Source organism: Streptomyces sp. HSS9-12 (assembly GCF_054963655.1).
The window spans coordinates 1-16648 of sequence record NZ_JBUEGC010000078.1; the positions used below are offsets into that span (position 1 = coordinate 1).

Sequence of the window (16648 nt, forward strand, 5' to 3'; positions counted from 1 at the left end):
GCAGCGGTGGCCTGAGCGCAGCGGTGGCCTGAGCGCAGCGGTGGCCTGAGCGCGGTGGGTGCGGTCCGGGTGCCGCCGCCTGCTTGGGGCTACGCCTGCTTGAGTTCCTGCCGCTGCCTGCCAAGCCCCTCGATCTCGAGCTCGACTACGTCTCCGGCCCGGAGGTACGGCTTCGGCTCCGGCTGCCCCATCGCCACGCCCGCCGGAGTCCCGGTGTTGATCACATCGCCCGGGTACAGGGTCATGAACTGGCTCAGATACCGCACGACTTCACCGACCGGGAAGATCTGGTCGGCTGTGGTGCCGTCCTGCTTCACCTCGCCGTTCACCGACAGCTTCAGGCCCAGCGCCTGCGGGTCGGGGATCTCGTCGGCGGTCACCAGCCAGGGGCCCAGCGGGTTGAACGTCTCGCAGTTCTTGCCCTTGTCCCACTGGCCGCCGCGCTCGATCTGGAACTCCCGCTCGGAGACGTCGTGCGCGATGGTGTACCCGGCGACGTATCCGAGCGCTTCCTCGGCGGACTCCAGGTAGCGCGCGGTACGCCCGATGACGACGCCGAGTTCGATCTCCCAGTCGGTCTTCACGCTGCCGCGCGGTACGAGCACGGTGTCGTCCGGGCCGACCACCGTGTCCGGGGCCTTCATAAAGACGATCGGCTCCGTGGCGATGGCCGCGCCCGTCTCGGTCGCGTGATCGTGGTAGTTCAGCCCGATGCACACGATCTTGCCGATGCGGCCCACCGGCGGTCCGATCCGCATCCCTGTGGGGTCGATGGCGGGGAGGTCTCCGGCCGCGGCGGCGGACCGTACGCGCTCGAGCGAGGCGTCGTCGGCGAGCAGCGCACCGTCGATGTCGGACACGACACCGGACAGGTCACGCAGCGTCCCGCCCTCGTCGAGCAGCGCCGGGCGTTCCGCGCCCACCGTTCCGACTCGCAGCAGCTTCATGGTCACACTCCCGTGGTCGAAGGGTCGGCCCGGCCGAGGGCAGCCGAACCGGCCGATGGTGGACGGCCATCGGAGGAATTGTCCGATCCTCCAAGTGCGTAGTCCACTGCGCAACACCCGGTTCACGTACTGGACCGTTACTTCGCAGTAGCGACTCCATTACCACCCTTGCCGCTTTCGCCGCTCTTGCCGTTCTTGTCACCTTTGTTGCCGCGCTGCAGCCAGGCCCGTTCAGCCGCCGCCCAAGCGGTGGTCGCGGCCAGGTACAGCCCGGCCGCCAGCGGAACGACGGCGGCGGTGACGAGCGTGCCGAACGAGAACATGGGCAGCACCCTGGCCAGCCCCGCCATACCGGGCACGGCATCCGCCGCTGTCGTCGCCGTCCTCGCCTTGCGCGCACGGACACAGGTCCACGAGGCCACGGCCGCGATCACGGCGAACAGCCCGACGTACACCAGCCCGTGAGCCCCGAAGACACCGCCATCCGCGAGCGCATCGGACCACCGGCCGCCGAGCGGTGCCCCGAGCAGTGTGTGCTCGAGAAGCTCGCTGCCTCGGCCGGAGAAGAGCCGGTACATGACGAAGAAGACGGGGAGTTGGAGCAGCGTCGGCAGGCAGCCGGCCAGCGGCGAAGCGCCGGCCTTCGCGTACAGCTCCGCCGCCTCCCGCCGCAACCGCTCCGGATCCCGCCCGTGCCTGCGCTTCAGCTCGGCCAGCTGTGGGGCCATCGCTGCCCGCGCCTTCTCCCCGCGCGCCGCGGCGCGGACGAGCGGGTGCAGGGCGAGCCGCACGCCCAGCGTGAACAGGACGATCGTGGCGCCGGTCGCCGAGTCGCCGAAGACCGGATGGAGCGCGTCCGCGAGATGGGCGAGAAGTGCGCTGAGTGAGCCGAAAACAGACATGGTTGAGCCCTCCACGGGTCTCGTCGTGCCGGGATGAGGATTCGGCGTGACGAGCCGCGCGGACTCGGTCCGGATGTGCTCGGGGAGCCCCTACGCGGCCGTCGGAAGTCGACGGCCTGGCGCTCGGGGCCGCGGGCGGCCGGAGGCATCGGGATCGCGCTGCGACAGAAAGGCCGCTCTGCGCTCCCGGTCCCGTATCGCCGTCCGTATTCGGCCGGACGGCACGGCCGGGGCGAGGACCGCGCAGAGGGCGGAGCAGCACAGCAGCACCACCGCCGCGGTGGCGGCGACAGCGGTGAGCGTGGTGGCGACCCCGCTCTCGGCGAGCAGGAGCCCGGAAAGGAGGAAGAGGAGCGCGCCGAAGCACGCACGCCAAGCGGCCTTGACCTCAGCCATCGCCCAACCCCCCTCCCGCTCTTGCCCATTCAGCTTCTTGAACAGTTGTCGTCGATGCTAACCCCGCGCGGCTCCATCGACCGCAGCCGCCCCCAGACGACCAGCCGGTACGTGGAGGTGTACTCGGGCGTGCAGGTGGTGAGCGTGATGTAGTATCCCGGCTCGTCGTAGCGGTACTCGTTCCGTACGGAGCTGTACGGCACTTTCTGGATCACCGTGCTGTCCGCGGGCGAGGTCTGCGGGACCGTCTTCTCCACCGCGTACACGTACCGGCCCTCGGCCGTCTCGACGGTGATCGTGTCCCCCCCCCCCCGCCCCGAGGCGGTTGATGTACCGGAACGGCTCTCCATGCGTATTGCGGTGTCCGGCAAGTACGAAGTTCGCGGCCTGGCCGGGCTGGGCGGTCTGCGGATAGTGCCCGACGTATCCGTGGTTCAGCACGGCGGCCTTGCTGACCCCCTGCGCCACGGGCGCGGTGACCCCGATCCGCGGAATCCGCAAGATCGCATACGCCTGATCCCATCGCGGCGCCGCCGGCTTCGCCTGGTGCGGCTCCGTCCCGGCGGGCGGCTTGGTTGCCTCCCCCTTCTCGGCCCTGTCCGGCTGGGCGCCCGGACGTGTGTGGGGCGGCCCGTTCTGCCACTCCCGCTCCAGGGCCTGTACCTTCCGCTCGGCGCCTTCCCGGGCCTGCCGGTTGGTCCACCACAGCTGATGGACGACGAGCAGCAGCACACGGAGCCCGAGCGTCACGGCGATCTCGGCGCTCACCCACAGCGTCCGGGCGACTACCCCCAGCCGCGAGCCCGCCCGCCCTGCACCACCACCGGAACCCGCTCACGCACCACCAAACGGAACCCGCTCACGCACCCCGCCCTCCCCTCCGACCGGGGCACGATAGGCCCTCCCCCGTCAACCCACCAGGGCAACACCTGGCTGAACGGCTGAACCCGCGCGACCCCGCCGCCCGGGTTCAGCAGTACGGTGGTGCCCATGCCCTCCGAGACCACCGCCCACCACGCGTCCGAAGCCGAGCGCCTGGCGCGCCTCGCGGTGCAGTACCCCGAGGACAGCGAGCATCTGCTCCTGCAGGCCGCGGCCCACCGGGAACTGGCCGGCGACCGCGCCGGGGCCACCGCCGTCTACGACCGCCTCCTGGCCGCCTCGCCCAAGAACCCGCTCCTGATCAAGGCGCTCAAGGCGTCGAACCTCTGGGAGTACGGTCACGAGGCCGAGGCCCGCGCCATCATCGGCGGCATTCGCGCCGCCGCCCCGCGGAACCCCGCGCCCTGGGAGATCATCGCCGAGGCCCTGGAAGCCCATGACGAACTCCAGGCCGCCCACGACTGCTTCACGGCAGGCGCCACCCTCTTGATCGACGGCGACGAGATCCCGTACGGGGCAGGCCTTCTGCTGATCGGCCGCCACCGGGTGCGCCGCCTTCTCGGCAACCCGCACGACGACTGGGACACCCTCGCCAGCACCCTGCACTCAGGGCCGATCTCCCTGGACGAGCTGCACAATCCCAAGCGCCTGTGGGCCCTCGGCTCGGACGACCCGGCCGAACTCCGCGCCGAAATCGCCCGCCTCCGCGCCGAATTGGGCGATCGTCGCGCGGCGCTGTCCCGCCCCTTCCCGGTGGCGATGCTGCACTGGCCGGAGGCGGAGTTGGCGGAACTCCTCGCGGCCTACCCCTCCCTGGCCTCCGAGTACCCGTCCCACTCCCGGCACCTGGCCCGCATAGAGTCCTCGCTGCGGGACCTGGCCGCCACCGGGACTCAGAACCTGGGCATCGTCACTGCCACGGTCCCCTCGTACGAGGCCTTCGCGGCGGCCGAGCAGACCTCCCCGACCGACGCCGCCCTGCTCCCCGAATACGCCACCACCCTCGCCGCCCGCGGCCGCGCCACCCCGTGGCCTCCCCCGCGAAACGGCCCCTGCTGGTGCGGCTCGACCTACCCGTACAAGGACTGCCACGGCACCCCGGACGAGACCTGAGGACACTCATCGGTGTCTGAACGGCTACAGCCGTTGGACGACGAGCACAGACGTCAAGGGTTACCTCAGCTCACATTGGCAACATCAGCCCCAATGCGATGCCCGCGCTGAAGCACCCATGCCCCTCCGATCGAGGGCGAGTCCTCGGCCGTCAACCGGGCAAGATTGCGAGAGTTTGCCATGCGCTCTCACAGGCTCAGTGCCGTCCGCCGCGAGTCGGCAGAATGGGCATGTGGTGAGTTTGGAGACAACCCCCAAAGTTCGGGCTCGGATGAGCCGACAGCGGAGTCGCAACACAGAGGTGGAGCGGGCCCTGCGGCAGGCGCTTCATGCCTCCGGGCTCAGGTACCGGATTCACCAGCGACCGGTGAAGGGAGTACGGCGGGAAGCGGACATCGTGTTCGGTCCCGCACGCGTCGCGGTGTTCGTAGACGGCTGCTTTTGGCACGGATGCCCGCAGCACGCCACGTGGCCGAAGAACAACGCCGACTTCTGGCGTACGAAGATCGAGGGCAACCGCGCTCGCGATCTCGACACCGATGCGCGCTTGGCAGAGGCGGGGTGGCTCGCGGTACGCGTGTGGGAGCACGAAGACCCAATGGAAGCCGCCGCGAGAATCCACAGCTTGGTGACGAGCCGACGTGGCGGCAGAAGGGCCGGTTCCGGAGCGGCCTTGGAGACGGTCGATGGCGCGAATGACGCCGACCGTCCAAGCACGCTCTGACTTACTACGGGACGAGGAAGAAGCCTTCCCCGGACCCGCCCGGCCCACGAACGACCAAGGCTCGGCCCAGGAAGCAGTTGTTGTTTTCACAGCTGGTCTCGGGCAACAGCACGCATGCGCAGCAGGCTGCCAGGGTCATGTTGTCCGCGCCGCTGAACTCGGATTCCATGCGCAGAGGGTGGTTTGGGCACCAGGAGGCGCGCGCAAGGGAAGAGCGGAGAGTGCGGCCGAGGATGTCGCTCGCCGGATCACTGCCACAGTGGCGTCCAGACGATCATCCCTCGGGGGGTCTCCTGGCTCCAGGCGCTGGCACCCGGCTCCCGATCGCCCGGGCCCTGCGCCGGCTCGGCTGGGGCAGTGCTCCTCCGCTGGGCTTCGCGATCCCGGATTGCCGATCCAGACTTCGATTTCGTGTATCCGTGGCCATGTCCACAATAATGTGTAGGTGTTGTAATAGACGGCGTGCCGGTGTGGCCGCAGGTGCCTGTGTCGCTCACGGAGCAATCCGCGGAGGTGGTGGGGCCCTGCCGTCCATCCGGCGAACGAGGGCGGGGGACGGTCGACTCGATGACCGACGAATTCGACGACATGTACGACACGTTCAAGGCGATCTTGGACACGTTTACCCCCTCGGAGTCGGTCAAGCGGCTGGAGCGATTCGGCATCAGCCCGGACATCATCCAGCGAATTCGTGAGCGGCACGAGGAGCAGACCATCCGTATCAAGGAGCTGGAGGAACCTCACGCGGTAGTTCTGGGCAACCGCGACACCTGGTACACCGGTCCGCAGGCCAAGGACAAGTGCTGGCCCGCAATCATGGACCTGCTTCACAAGCATGGCTGGCCTCAGGAACCCGCGATCAGGGCCCTCGACGATTCCTCCACTCGCGTCGTCTCGCTGCTGAACCATCCCAAGGAGAAGGCTTTCTCCACGCGGGGCCTCGTCGTCGGCTACGTGCAATCCGGCAAGACGACCAACTTCACCTCGGTCATGGCCAAGGCGGCCGACCGCGGCTACAAGCTGTTCATTGTCTTGGCGGGCATCCACAACGGCCTTCGGCGCCAGACCCAGGCCCGACTGGTGCAGCAGCTCGTGGAGCCGAATCCCGCGATGTGGTCCCAGCTGACCGGCCTCGACAAGGACTTCACCCCGCAGGAGAACCCGGCCTCGTACTTCGGGAAGAGCAACAAGACGCACGTGCTGTGCGTGGTGAAGAAGAACGCCACGGTACTGCGCAAACTTGCCCAGTGGCTCGAAAAAGCGTCGGACTACCTCGAGGACTGCCCCGCACTGATCATCGATGACGAGGCCGACCAGGCCACCGTGGCCACGAAGTCGATCAACCCTCTGATCTTGAACATCATGAGCTGCCTGCCGAGGTCCGCCTACGTCGGGTACACGGCCTCGCCATTCGCCAACCTGTTGATCGACCCGAGTGCCGAGGACCTGTACCCCAAGGACTTCGTCGTCAATCTTCCCAAGCCCGAAGGACACTTCGGTACCGAGGTACTCTTCGGGCGCTACGCGCTCGACGGTGAGGACCCGGAGCGGGTCGACGACGGGTACGACATGATCCGGTCGATCCCCGACGACGACGTGCCTTGCGTGCGCCCCGAAACAAGGGCCGACATCGAAGGCTTTGAGCCTGTCATCACCGAGACTCTTCGTCGGGCAGTCGAGTACTTCTGGTTGGTCACGGCTGCTCGGCGCGTACGCGGTACCGGCAACCCGCACAGCACGATGCTGATCCACACCAGCGTCAACACCGCGGTGCACAACAGCTTCACGAGGCCCCTGGAGCATCTGCGAGAGAAGTCTGTGCAATCCCTGGCAGACGCCGCCTTCCTCACTCGACTACGTGACCTTTGGGAGCAGGAGACCGCCCAGGTCCCGGCCGAGGAGTTCGGTGAGACCAGGGTGGCGTTCGAGCGGTTGGTGCCCGAACTGCCACAAGTCCTCGACAGCTGTCGCGTCATCATGGACAACTCCAGCAGCGAGGCCCGACTCGACTACGAGAACGGTCCGGTCGTGGCCATCGCCGTGGGCGGCAACACCCTCTCGCGGGGATTGACGCTCGAGGGCCTATCGGTCAGCTACTTCGTCCGTGCCGTATCGGCGTACGACACGTTGCTACAGATGGGGCGTTGGTTCGGCTTCCGGAACGGCTACGCCGACCTGCCCCGGATCTGGATGACGGACGAGCTGGCCGCATGGTTCCGCCACCTGGCCACTGTCGAAACCGAGATGCGCCGCGACATCGACATCTACATGACCGAGGACGAAACTCCCCTTACCTTCGCCGTGCGCTTGCGCACGCACCCTGCCCTGCGCGTGACCGCAGCTGCGAAGATGCGCGACGCCGTCACGGCAGCCTCGTCCTACGGCGGCAAGCGGGTCCAGACCCACTACTTCCACACCAACGCCGACTGGCTGCGCGGGAACATCAACGCCGCACGCAATGTGGTCGCGGCTTCTGTCGCGAACGCGGTCAGGGTGGAGGAACGCCCGGAAGAGGGCCGATACATCTTCCGTGACGTGCCGCACGACCTTGTGACCGACTTCCTGTCGACCTATAAATTCCACGAGAAGTCACCCGAGAACGATGCGGACCTGATCCTCGGCTACATCCAGAAACGAGTCACCACGGCCGGCTCGCTGAGTCGGTGGAACGTCGCGATCGTGGGCAACCCCAAAGGCGACGACTTCACCTTCACCCCCGGTGTGACCGTCGGACGCAACGTCCGTGCCCGTCTTGCCGTCACCAATCCCGCACCGGACTTCGCCGACATCAAGACGTTGATGAGCCGTCGCGACGCCGCGGTGGACCTGGCCGGCGACACGGCGAAGCTGACCGAAAAGGGCATCATGGACAGGCGTCGCATCCAGCTCCCAGACACCGGCCTACTGGTCCTGTACCCGATCGACAAGGTGTCCGTGCCGAGCCCGTCGAAGAAGCTGCGTGCACCCCTGAACGCTGAGGAGCACGTTATCGGCGTCGGTCTCGTCTTCCCCGAGCCGCGGGATGGGGACAGCACAGTGGAGAAATACATCTCCGCCAACCTGGCCAACGTACGGATCGAGGATGAGGACTACAGCCTCCTCGACAGCGAAGACGCATGAACGATGACATCCTCCGCAGACTCGTCGAGGAGCGTTGGACCGCGCTCGAGGCCGAGCAGACCACGGGTGAACATCGCCTGCGGGTCTCGCAGCTGCCTGTCGTCGCTGACCACGGCCCGTTGGCGGTGGCGGTCGACCACGACGGGTACCGCCATTTCCTGGTGCCGACCCACGCGCACCGCAAAGTCCGCCCCGGTCCGGACGGGCCAGTCCTCCGGCTACGCAAGCGGGCGCTGGAGGACGATGAGACCTACCAGACCTATGCTGATCTAGCCTGCCTGCGCAACGACTTCAGCGATTTGTTCACGGAACTGTGCGTGGACGTGTTGGGCGCTGCCAAAGAGCTGCCCGAGAACCCTGTCAAGGCGCTCTACCGTGTGCTCGACCACTGGAAGGCGCTCTTCCGAACGCAGGGCACGCCACTGGGGCCCGAGCAGCTCGCCGGGTTGTTCGGCGAGTTGATAGTCCTCAACCGGCTTCTCGAGAAGGACTCGAGCGCGCACCGGCTCTGGCGCGGCCCCGAAGGGCACCGCCACGACTTCTCGGCCGGGACCACCTCCGTCGAGGTGAAAACGAGCGCTGCCGCCGAAGGTAGGAGGCCGCGGATCCACGGGCTCGACCAACTCGAGGCGCCGGACGGCGGGATGCTTTGTCTGGCGTGGCTCCGCCTGCAGCGCACCGCCGTAAGCGGTTCTGGTATCGCGTTCATGGAGTTGGTGGAGCAGACACTTCGGCTGTGTGACGACGAGACAGCCCTCCTCGAGCTGCTCGCAGGAGCCGGATACCGCGCCTCCGACACCGACCGCTATCACGATGTGCGCTTCGTGATCAGCGAGGAGAGGTGGTACCGGGTCGATCCCGGCTTCCCCGGGCTGACGGGCAAGGCACTCATCGCGGCCGGCGTGCCGGTGTCGGCACTGGACGTCGAGTACACCATCGACCTGTCCGGTGAGATTCCCGCACCGTTGACGCCAGGCGAGGTGTTCCAGGTGATCGACGGCATGATCCAGGAGGCCATGTGACGGAGCCCCGCTGGTTCTCCCAGCCCTATCCCCCGGAAGGCGCGAGCGCCGCCGAGGGCATCCGCAATCAGCTCGGACGCCCAGAACTCGATTTGCTCACGATCCTGGTGCGCGAGTCCGCCCAGAACAGCTGGGACGCCCGTCTCGTGTCGTCCTCTGCTCCGGTCGACTACCTCATCGACATGTGGACGGTCGGACCGGCCCACACCGCCGCGTGGCGGGAGCTTCTGCTCCACGGTGCACCCGCCCGCGCGGAGAACTTCCCGCTTCGCGAGACCCTCAGACGCGGCTCGGTGCGAGTCCTGGCGGTCTCCGACCGCAACACCCGCGGACTCGGAGGACCCACGCGTGCTGACGACGCCGTGGGCCCCGAGCGCGACTTCGTCTCATTCATCCGAAACATCGGCGAACCGCGCGACACCGCGCTGGGCGGTGGCACATACGGCTTCGGCAAAGGCATCTTCTACCTGTTGTCCAGGTCCGGAACCGTGGTGGTGCACTCCCGCTGCCGCACCTCTCGGGGAGGCTACGAGACGCGGCTCATCGGCTGCACACTCTGGAAGAGCTACGTGGCCGCCGACACGCACGGGGACCGTCGCTACACAGGTCGGCACTGGTGGGGCGACACCTCGGGGGAGGTCGTCGAACCCCTGGTCGGTCAGGAGGCGGAGGCCACGGCTCAGCGGCTGGGTCTCAGCCCCTTCGGTCCCCAGGAGACCGGGACGACCGTCGTCGTCATTGACCCGCACTTGGACGAGCTCCAGCCGTCCGAGGCGGCCGACTACATGGCCGAGACCATCGCCTGGCACCTCTGGCCAAAGATGATCTCCAGTGGCGGCAAGCCACCCGCCATGAGATTCTCCGTCACCTGTGACGGCGTCCCACACCCCGTGCCGGATCCACGGGAGATCCGCCCTCTCAACATGTTCGTCGCCGCCTACGAGACGATGACCGGTCCGGACGGCAGCGACCTGGAGTGCAGGAAGCCCAAGCGACATCTGGGGCGCCTCGGACTGGTGAAGCGGATCATGCCGCCGCTGGAGCCAACCCGTGCATCCCGCATGCTCGACATCGAGGACCTCGTCCATCACGTCTGTCTGATGCGCCCCGCAGAGCTCGTGGTCACCTACCATCCCGGACCGAAGCCCCCGAGCGCCAATCAGGGTTACGTAGGGGTCTTCCGAGCCGACGAGGCCATGGACGAGATCTACGCGAAGGCCGAACCACCCACGCACGACGCCTGGAACCCACAGTCGCTCGAAAGACCCGAGAGCACCTTCGTGCAGACGACGTTCCGGCGCATCACCGAGTCTCTGGACGGTCTCCTCTCCCTCGGCGGCGTCGCCCGGCCCGGCGCGAGCAACGTCGCGCTGGGCGCGGCCAGCTCGCTCTTCTCCGGGTTGATGGGGGGTGGAGCCTGGGGGATCGGCGGAGCCACCGCCTACTCCAAGCCCGGCAGTACTGCCACACGCGCCTCGAAGCCGGATGACATGGAGGAGAGCACGACCCTTTCGGCCTCGGGCCGTCCCGTTCCGAACGCGGCACCGTCCGGTACGGGACGACCCGCCGCCAACGGATCAGCCGGTCAAGGCGGTTTCGGCGCCGAGCGGCAGTCGTTCACCGACGGGCCGGACAAGGGTGGAACCGGCACGCTGCGCCGTCGTCCGCGGGTACAGTACGTCGGCGATCCCTACTACGACGATCGCGGCGATGCCTCCGTGCTCGTCCAGGAGTTCCGGCTGCCCATGCCGGGACCGCAGCGGGTCCGGATTGATCTGGCCGTCACACTCCCCGGTTCCGGCGGCCGGGAGACGGATCCGCCGCTCGGGGCGGCTATGCCCGTGCTCATCGGTTGGGAGGACGGCGACGGTCTCCTGTACGCCTCCGAGGCATGCGTGATCGACGGCGGCGAGGCGGTCTGGCGCGCTGTCGTGCGTCCGGCCCCGGACACCATGACCGAGATCGGCATCAAGGTCGAGGCGGTGAAGACCTCGTGACTCGGCGCGTTCTTCCGTATCGCATCCCGTCCGAGGACGTCGTTGCCGCCGAAGCATGGTTGCTGGTGACCGAGGACGGCGAGGTCGCCATGCCCGAGGCGTTGCCCGACTGGGACTACCAGATGGACCTGCATCTATGCAGAACCGTCCGGGTCGACCTGGATCTGGCGCGTTCGCAGTCGGGCCTTCCGGCCGATGCGGCGCTCATGCTCGCGGCCGTGTGGACAGCCACCGGGTCCAACCTCAGCGGGCCGGCGCAACATGTGCGCTTGACCGACGGTGGTAAAAGCACGGTGGAGTTCGATGTCCGGATGCGCGGTGCCGATCTGGGCGGTCTGCTCCTCCTCGACACCGCCCTCGTCCTGGCCGAGCGCCGGAGCGACGCCCGGCCCTCCTCGCCTCGCAGGGCCGGCTCTGTGCTGTGGAGCGATCGAGAGTCGCTGCGTCTCCAGGGTGACGCGCCCCAGTTCCCCATGGCCGTGATCGACTTCGCCCGAACGTCCTTCCCCGACGAAGCAGCCTGGCACTTGCAGATCAGTGGTGGCCTGGATAGCGCCACCATGGGGTCCCTGCTCCTGCTCGTCAACGAACGGAACACGGTCACCGCCACCGCATTCGAGAATGCAGGCAGGCCCCGCCAGGTCGATCGGATCGTGCTCTCCGCGGTGTACGCGGACGCCGCTCGGGTCATGATCGAGCACGCCCTCAGCGTCAACGACTTCGCCGAAGACGCCGGCTTCCCCGACGGCTCGCTGGGCGCCACCCTGCTGAGTCTCTTCGACCAGCTCTTTCCGGGACAGTCGATATCCGACGTCCGTCTGCGTCAACGACAGTCACCCGCTTTGTTCGCTTCGGATCTACAGGCGGCGGTCAAGATCTTCGAGGTGTCATGATGAGCTTCCTCTACCCCCGGTTGCTCGCCGAACAGGCCAGACCACTCTTCGAGGAGTACCGGCACCTGACGATCGCCGAGCTGGCCGGTCGAGTAGCCATCTCTCACGAGTCGGCGGTGTACGTGGCCACCGGTGGTGACCGGGTCTCTGCTGATCAACTCCAAGAACTGCGTGCAGGTGTCGTCGACCTCGCCAAGCGTGCGGGGTTCCCCGACGACTCCGACCGCGCGCGCAATGCTGACTTCGACCTCCAGCTTGCCGCTCTGCTGCACGCTGAGATGGGCATGGTGCCTGCCGAGGCCGCCTCACGGGACGTCTGGGTCTTCCTCGCGCTCGTCCTGCTACCGGACGTCGCCTTCTGGCGCTACCCCCAGCCGCCCAAGGATCGTGTTCTCGGCACGGACCTCACTCGGCACGTCTTCGGGCGGCTGTGGTGGCGGGCCCAACTCGTGCGCACCTACGACGACCCAGAGCCCTACGGCGCCCTCAAGATCCTCGGTGAGGCCGCGTTCGACCAGATCTACGCACGCCGTGCCGCGCTCGGCGGAAGCCCTCACATGGTCCGGGCCATCCTCCGTGTCTGGAAAGACCTCGACCTGACCGGCCTCAACGAACGCGAAACTCTCCGCGACTTTCTCAAGAGGCTGCTCCGGCTCGCCCCTTTCGTGCTCTTCGACGGTATCGAAGAGGGTGCCCTGGACCGCGAACTGCGCACAGTCGCCCAGGAGACCACCGATGCCCAACGCCTTGCGTCCACGCCCACCGGGGACAAAACCGGGCAGAACGCGTCCCGCAGTACTGTCGCCGGAGAATCCTCCGCGACCGCGTCGCCGGAGGAGAAACCACTGGCGCCTCAGGCCACTCCGATAGCGTCGGTCGATTCCCGTCGCTTCCGCTCCGTCGAGATCTGCGCCGGAGCCGGAGCCCAGGCTCTTGGGCTCGAGCGCGCCGGGTTCGACCCGGTACTCCTCATCGACAGCAAAGCCGACGCCTGCTTCACGATCGACCTCAACCGGCCCGCGTGGAATGTGGTTTGCATGGACGTCGTGCATTTCCATCCGAGCATGCGCCCGGAGACGCTGGGCGTCGATCTCGTCAGTGGTGGACTCCCACGCGTGAAATCCATGGCTACCATCGGGCGTGCCGAGGACACGGAAGAGCGCGGAGTCCTCAGGGCCGCTATCGAGCTGGCACGCGCCATCAGGCCGAAAGCCCTGCTCCTGGAGAACGTCCCGGATCTGGTCGATAGCCCGGCATTCGACGCAGACCGCTCGCGGATCGAAGCCGAGCTCCGGGAAGCGGACTACCGCTCGAGTTGGAGAGTCCTCAATGCCGCGGACTTCGGCGTGCCTCAGGACCGCAGGAGCGGTTTTCTGGTCGCCCTGCAAGACCCTTACTTCTCCCGTTTCCTCTGGCCCGAGCCGGACGAGCTGCCGCCTCCGACCGTCGGCCAGATGCTCGGTCCCTCCATGTCCACACGTGGTTGGCCCGGTGCAGAACGCTGGATCAGGGGCGCCGACCGCATCGCGCCCGCACTTGTCGGAGGCTCCGACCGGCGTGGCGGAGCCGACCTCGGTCCGACTGGCAGCAAGAAGGCGTGGGCCGCGCTTGGCGTGAACGGGAACAGTCTCGGCGACGCCCCCCCGGACGCGAGCTTCCCCGCGGACGGCCAGCCCAAGCTGACCGTGGATCAGGCTGCCCTGATCCAGGCGATCCCCGAGGATTGGCGCTTCTTCGGTGGCAAGACGTCCAGGTACCGCCAGATCGGCCATGCGATGCCTCCGCTTCTCGCGACCGCAGTCGGACGCGCCATCGCAGCCGCCCTGCGAAGCTAAGATCAGCCCATGCACGCACCCCGTCCCCTCGACCCCGAGCCCATCACAGTCGTCGATCTGTTCTCAGGCTGCGGTGGTTTCACTCAGGGATTTCACGAGTTCCGCCCCGAGGGGGCACAGGACGGCGGCCCCGTCTTCCACAGCATCGCGGCAGTCGAGCACAACCCCGCTGCGGCAGCCACGTACGCCGCGAACTTCGGAAGCGGTCGGCCGGACAAGAGCCTGCCGTCGACCCGCGTCCACTTCGGCGACATTGAGGAGTGGGAACCGACGTCGGACACCCTCCGCGCGGACGTGGTGGTCGGAGGACCTCCCTGCCAGGGCTTCTCGGCCTTGAACCGTGCCAAGAAGGGCAGCGAACGTAACCGCCTGTGGGAGGAATACGTCCGAATTGTTGGTGAGATTCGTCCCAAGGTCTTCGTTATCGAGAACGTCGACCGTTTCCTCAAGTCCGACGAGTTCCGCAACCTGCTCAGCCAGGTGGAAGCGGGCGGTCTGCTGACTGAATACCGGCTCGTGGATCCTCCCGGTCACGAACCGACCGACATAGAAGAGAAGAAGAACAAGCGCTACCTTCTCAATGCTGCCGACTACGGTGCAGTCCAAGCGCGTCGACGAGCCATCGTCATCGGCGTACGCCGTGATATCGAAAACGGTCGTACATTGGCGTACCCTGCGGCGACGCACACGCGTCCCCCCAAACCCAGCACCCGCAACTCCGCTCGGACACCGGACGGCATCGACGGAGGATTCTCGTACTGGCAAACTGTCGACAGGGTGTTTGATGAGTCCTCCATCAAGCCTCGAGGCACCGAACTGCCGGACACCAAGGAGTACATCGCTGAGGTCGACGCCGTTGTCCCCGGTATTTTCACGACCCACGATCTTCACTTCGGCCGAAATCCGAAGCCACTCTCGAGGGCCCGCTATGAGGCCATCCCCCCGGGCGGGAACCGCAAGGACCTGCGCGGCAAGTGGTACACGGTTGACGAATGCGGCGAGATTCAGATATTTGATAGACTAGGCTCTTCGGGCGTAACGACATCGATCGGATATCTCTCAACCGAGAGCTGGGACAATCACAACACCGGTACAGGCGATGTCATGGGCCGGCTTCGCCTGGGCGAGCCCTCGGTCACCATCCGAACCGAGTTCTACAAGCCCGAGAAGGGCCGCTACCTCCACCCGACAGCCCCCCGTCCAATCACCCACTACGAGGCCGCCCGCATCCAGGGTTTCCCCCTCGGCTTTCGCTGGTGCGGCTCGAAGACCGACATCGCCACACAAATCGGCAATGCTGTGCCCATCCCACTCGGCACGGCCATTGCCTCGGCGATCCACGCCTATTTGCGCGACTGAGACCGGTCCTATGCGGTCGGCCGGACGAGCCGCTTGTAGCAGCAGATGGCTGCGGCGAGGTCGAGGAATGCCAGGTAGTTGCGGGGCGGGATCATTGAAGCTGCTACGACGCCGACAGTCCGATGACCGCCGTCATCGCTAATGCATGGCATCCTCAGGCAACCTGCCAGTCCGCCTCATAGTGCATCTGTGCTCGGTCCAGGAGGCCGTCCGGATCCCCGCCCTGGGAGGCGTGCCAATGCAGCAGATCTGCGATCAGGCTGGTGGCGGACTCTTCAAGCGCATTGAACTTCCGGAAGTGACTCACCGCAGGGAGCCCCGTATTGCGGCTGTAGGCATCCAGGAGAGCCGTGGCGCGCTGGATACGTTCGCAGGCCGCGTCACGCTCCAGTGAGAGCTCACACCACACGGCCTTGCCCGTCGCTGTAAGGACTGTGCCCCAGTCTGCCGACATACCGGCCAGGAGGTGCAGGCCACGGCCGCACTCCTCGTCACAGTCAGGGTGCAGCTTTGCGGGCAACACGTGGCTCTTGTCGTGAAGTTCAATCCTCAGCCGGTCATGCGCAGGCTCCAGAACCAACGTGGCGGAGGTGCCTTCGCCCACGTGCTTGATGACGTTCGATGCCAGTTCGGTGATCACGAGTTCAGACTCTTGAGCAAGTGCAGGCAGGCCCCAGAGCCCGAGCTGCGTTCTGACGATCCGCCTGAGCCCTGACAGCTGGGCCGGCTCCGCCTCGAAGGGCAGCACGCAGCGGAGTCGAGGTTCGGTGCCAGCTACGCCGTAGTGGTTCATGGCCACACTCCTTCCCGCGCCACGACACCCCCGCAAGTCGTATACGCACGACTGCACTGCGTAGCGCTTCGACTGCAGTATGGCATTGAGAAGTCTCGCCATGTAACTTCTCACAGAACTTGGTCCGGTGAACCTGTTGGTGCATCAAGTTCACTGCCACATAGCCTGATTACGCGTGGCGCCGGAGTAGCCGACGCAGAGGGGAGGCAGCCGTCATGCCAGCAAGGGCCACAACACGCCGTCGTCAGCTCGGGGCGATGATGCGCAAGCTGCGGGCTCGCAAGGGCATGACGCTTGAAGAAGCCGGACAGCTCGTCGGCGTATCCAAGGCGACCGTGAGCCGGTACGAGACCCAGGAAGGGCCTGTGAAGTGGCTCGTCGTGGACGCTCTGTGCCGCGAGTACGGCGCAACCGAATCTGAACGCAAAGCCGTCGTCGCCCTGGCCAAGGACGCCAAGCAGCAAGGCTGGTGGAACTCCTTCGCCGACTCCATCCCGGAGAGCATGAACCTCCTTCTCACGCTGGAGGACGAAGCCGTACGGGAGGACCACTTCGCGTGCCTCTACGTCCCTGGACTGCTGCAGACGCGCAGCTACACGGAGGCGGTGCAGCATGCCTCCGAGATGCGCATGCCGCCGGTGGAAGTCGAACGGCGCGTGGATATC

Annotated in this window: 14 protein-coding genes and 1 pseudogene; 9 read left to right on the forward strand and 6 right to left on the reverse strand. The window is 66.7% G+C overall.

Annotation, left to right across the window (positions count from 1 at the left end):
* Positions 1 to 89 precede the first annotated feature (89 nt).
* The 4 genes and pseudogenes from ACY34J_RS27525 to ACY34J_RS27540 all read right to left on the reverse strand — a co-directional run bounded on the left by ACY34J_RS27525 (position 90) and on the right by ACY34J_RS27540 (position 3040).
* Positions 90 to 947, reverse strand: a complete 858-nt coding sequence (locus ACY34J_RS27525) for a fumarylacetoacetate hydrolase family protein (protein WP_462729352.1) — start codon at positions 945 to 947, stop codon at positions 90 to 92.
* Positions 948 to 1084: 137 nt separating this feature from the next.
* Positions 1085 to 1849 (reverse strand): YidC/Oxa1 family membrane protein insertase, encoded by a 765-nt coding sequence (locus ACY34J_RS27530; RefSeq protein ID WP_462729353.1) that lies wholly within the window; start codon positions 1847 to 1849, stop codon positions 1085 to 1087.
* Between the two features lie 90 nt (positions 1850 to 1939).
* The gene (locus ACY34J_RS27535; RefSeq protein WP_462729354.1) at positions 1940 to 2245 is read right to left on the reverse strand and encodes a DUF6412 domain-containing protein; all 306 of its coding nucleotides are present in this window, start codon (positions 2243 to 2245) and stop codon (positions 1940 to 1942) included.
* Positions 2246 to 2274: 29 nt separating this feature from the next.
* Positions 2275 to 3040, reverse strand: a pseudogene (locus ACY34J_RS27540) (class E sortase).
* Between the two features lie 195 nt (positions 3041 to 3235).
* On the opposite strand from ACY34J_RS27540, the gene ACY34J_RS27545 reads away from it, so the two are divergent.
* Both ACY34J_RS27545 and ACY34J_RS27550 read left to right on the forward strand, forming a co-directional pair.
* A complete protein-coding gene (locus ACY34J_RS27545) occupies positions 3236 to 4240 on the forward strand; it encodes a hypothetical protein (protein WP_462729356.1) in 1005 nt (334 codons plus the stop codon).
* A gap of 271 nt (positions 4241 to 4511) precedes the next feature.
* The gene (locus ACY34J_RS27550) at positions 4512 to 4964 is read left to right on the forward strand and encodes a very short patch repair endonuclease (protein ID WP_462729357.1); all 453 of its coding nucleotides are present in this window, start codon (positions 4512 to 4514) and stop codon (positions 4962 to 4964) included.
* A 4-nt stretch (positions 4965 to 4968) separates the two neighbouring features.
* On the opposite strand, the gene ACY34J_RS27555 is transcribed toward ACY34J_RS27550, so the two are convergent.
* Positions 4969 to 5133, reverse strand: coding sequence for a hypothetical protein (locus tag ACY34J_RS27555; protein ID WP_462729358.1), 165 nt, complete (start codon positions 5131 to 5133; stop codon positions 4969 to 4971).
* A 398-nt stretch (positions 5134 to 5531) separates the two neighbouring features.
* On the opposite strand from ACY34J_RS27555, the gene ACY34J_RS27560 reads away from it, so the two are divergent.
* From ACY34J_RS27560 to ACY34J_RS27585, 6 genes are read left to right on the forward strand one after another with little or no spacing between them, the layout of a single operon-like run.
* The gene (locus tag ACY34J_RS27560) at positions 5532 to 8084 is read left to right on the forward strand and encodes a Z1 domain-containing protein (protein ID WP_462729359.1); all 2553 of its coding nucleotides are present in this window, start codon (positions 5532 to 5534) and stop codon (positions 8082 to 8084) included.
* Positions 8081 to 9106, forward strand: a complete 1026-nt coding sequence (locus ACY34J_RS27565; protein WP_462729360.1) for a PD-(D/E)XK motif protein — start codon at positions 8081 to 8083, stop codon at positions 9104 to 9106. Before ACY34J_RS27560 ends, ACY34J_RS27565 begins: the two co-directional genes overlap by 4 nt.
* Positions 9103 to 11103 carry a hypothetical protein gene (locus ACY34J_RS27570; protein WP_462729361.1) on the forward strand — a complete coding sequence of 667 codons (2001 nt, stop codon included), beginning with the start codon at positions 9103 to 9105 and terminating at the stop codon, positions 11101 to 11103. The genes ACY34J_RS27565 and ACY34J_RS27570 overlap by 4 nt, the downstream gene beginning before the upstream one ends.
* Positions 11100 to 11996 carry a hypothetical protein gene (locus ACY34J_RS27575; RefSeq protein ID WP_462729362.1) on the forward strand — a complete coding sequence of 299 codons (897 nt, stop codon included), beginning with the start codon at positions 11100 to 11102 and terminating at the stop codon, positions 11994 to 11996. The genes ACY34J_RS27570 and ACY34J_RS27575 overlap by 4 nt, the downstream gene beginning before the upstream one ends.
* Before the next feature lie 20 nt (positions 11997 to 12016).
* Positions 12017 to 13831 (forward strand): DUF6339 family protein, encoded by a 1815-nt coding sequence (locus tag ACY34J_RS27580; protein WP_462761985.1) that lies wholly within the window; start codon positions 12017 to 12019, stop codon positions 13829 to 13831.
* Between the two features lie 9 nt (positions 13832 to 13840).
* Positions 13841 to 15190 (forward strand): DNA cytosine methyltransferase, encoded by a 1350-nt coding sequence (locus tag ACY34J_RS27585; protein WP_462729364.1) that lies wholly within the window; start codon positions 13841 to 13843, stop codon positions 15188 to 15190.
* Between the two features lie 154 nt (positions 15191 to 15344).
* On the opposite strand, the gene ACY34J_RS27590 is transcribed toward ACY34J_RS27585, so the two are convergent.
* A complete protein-coding gene (locus ACY34J_RS27590) occupies positions 15345 to 15983 on the reverse strand; it encodes an ATP-binding protein (RefSeq protein WP_462729365.1) in 639 nt (212 codons plus the stop codon).
* A 215-nt stretch (positions 15984 to 16198) separates the two neighbouring features.
* Between ACY34J_RS27590 and ACY34J_RS27595 the strand changes: the two genes are divergently transcribed.
* The coding region (locus ACY34J_RS27595) for a helix-turn-helix domain-containing protein (protein WP_462729366.1) at positions 16199 to 16648 on the forward strand (450 nt) is incomplete at its 3' end.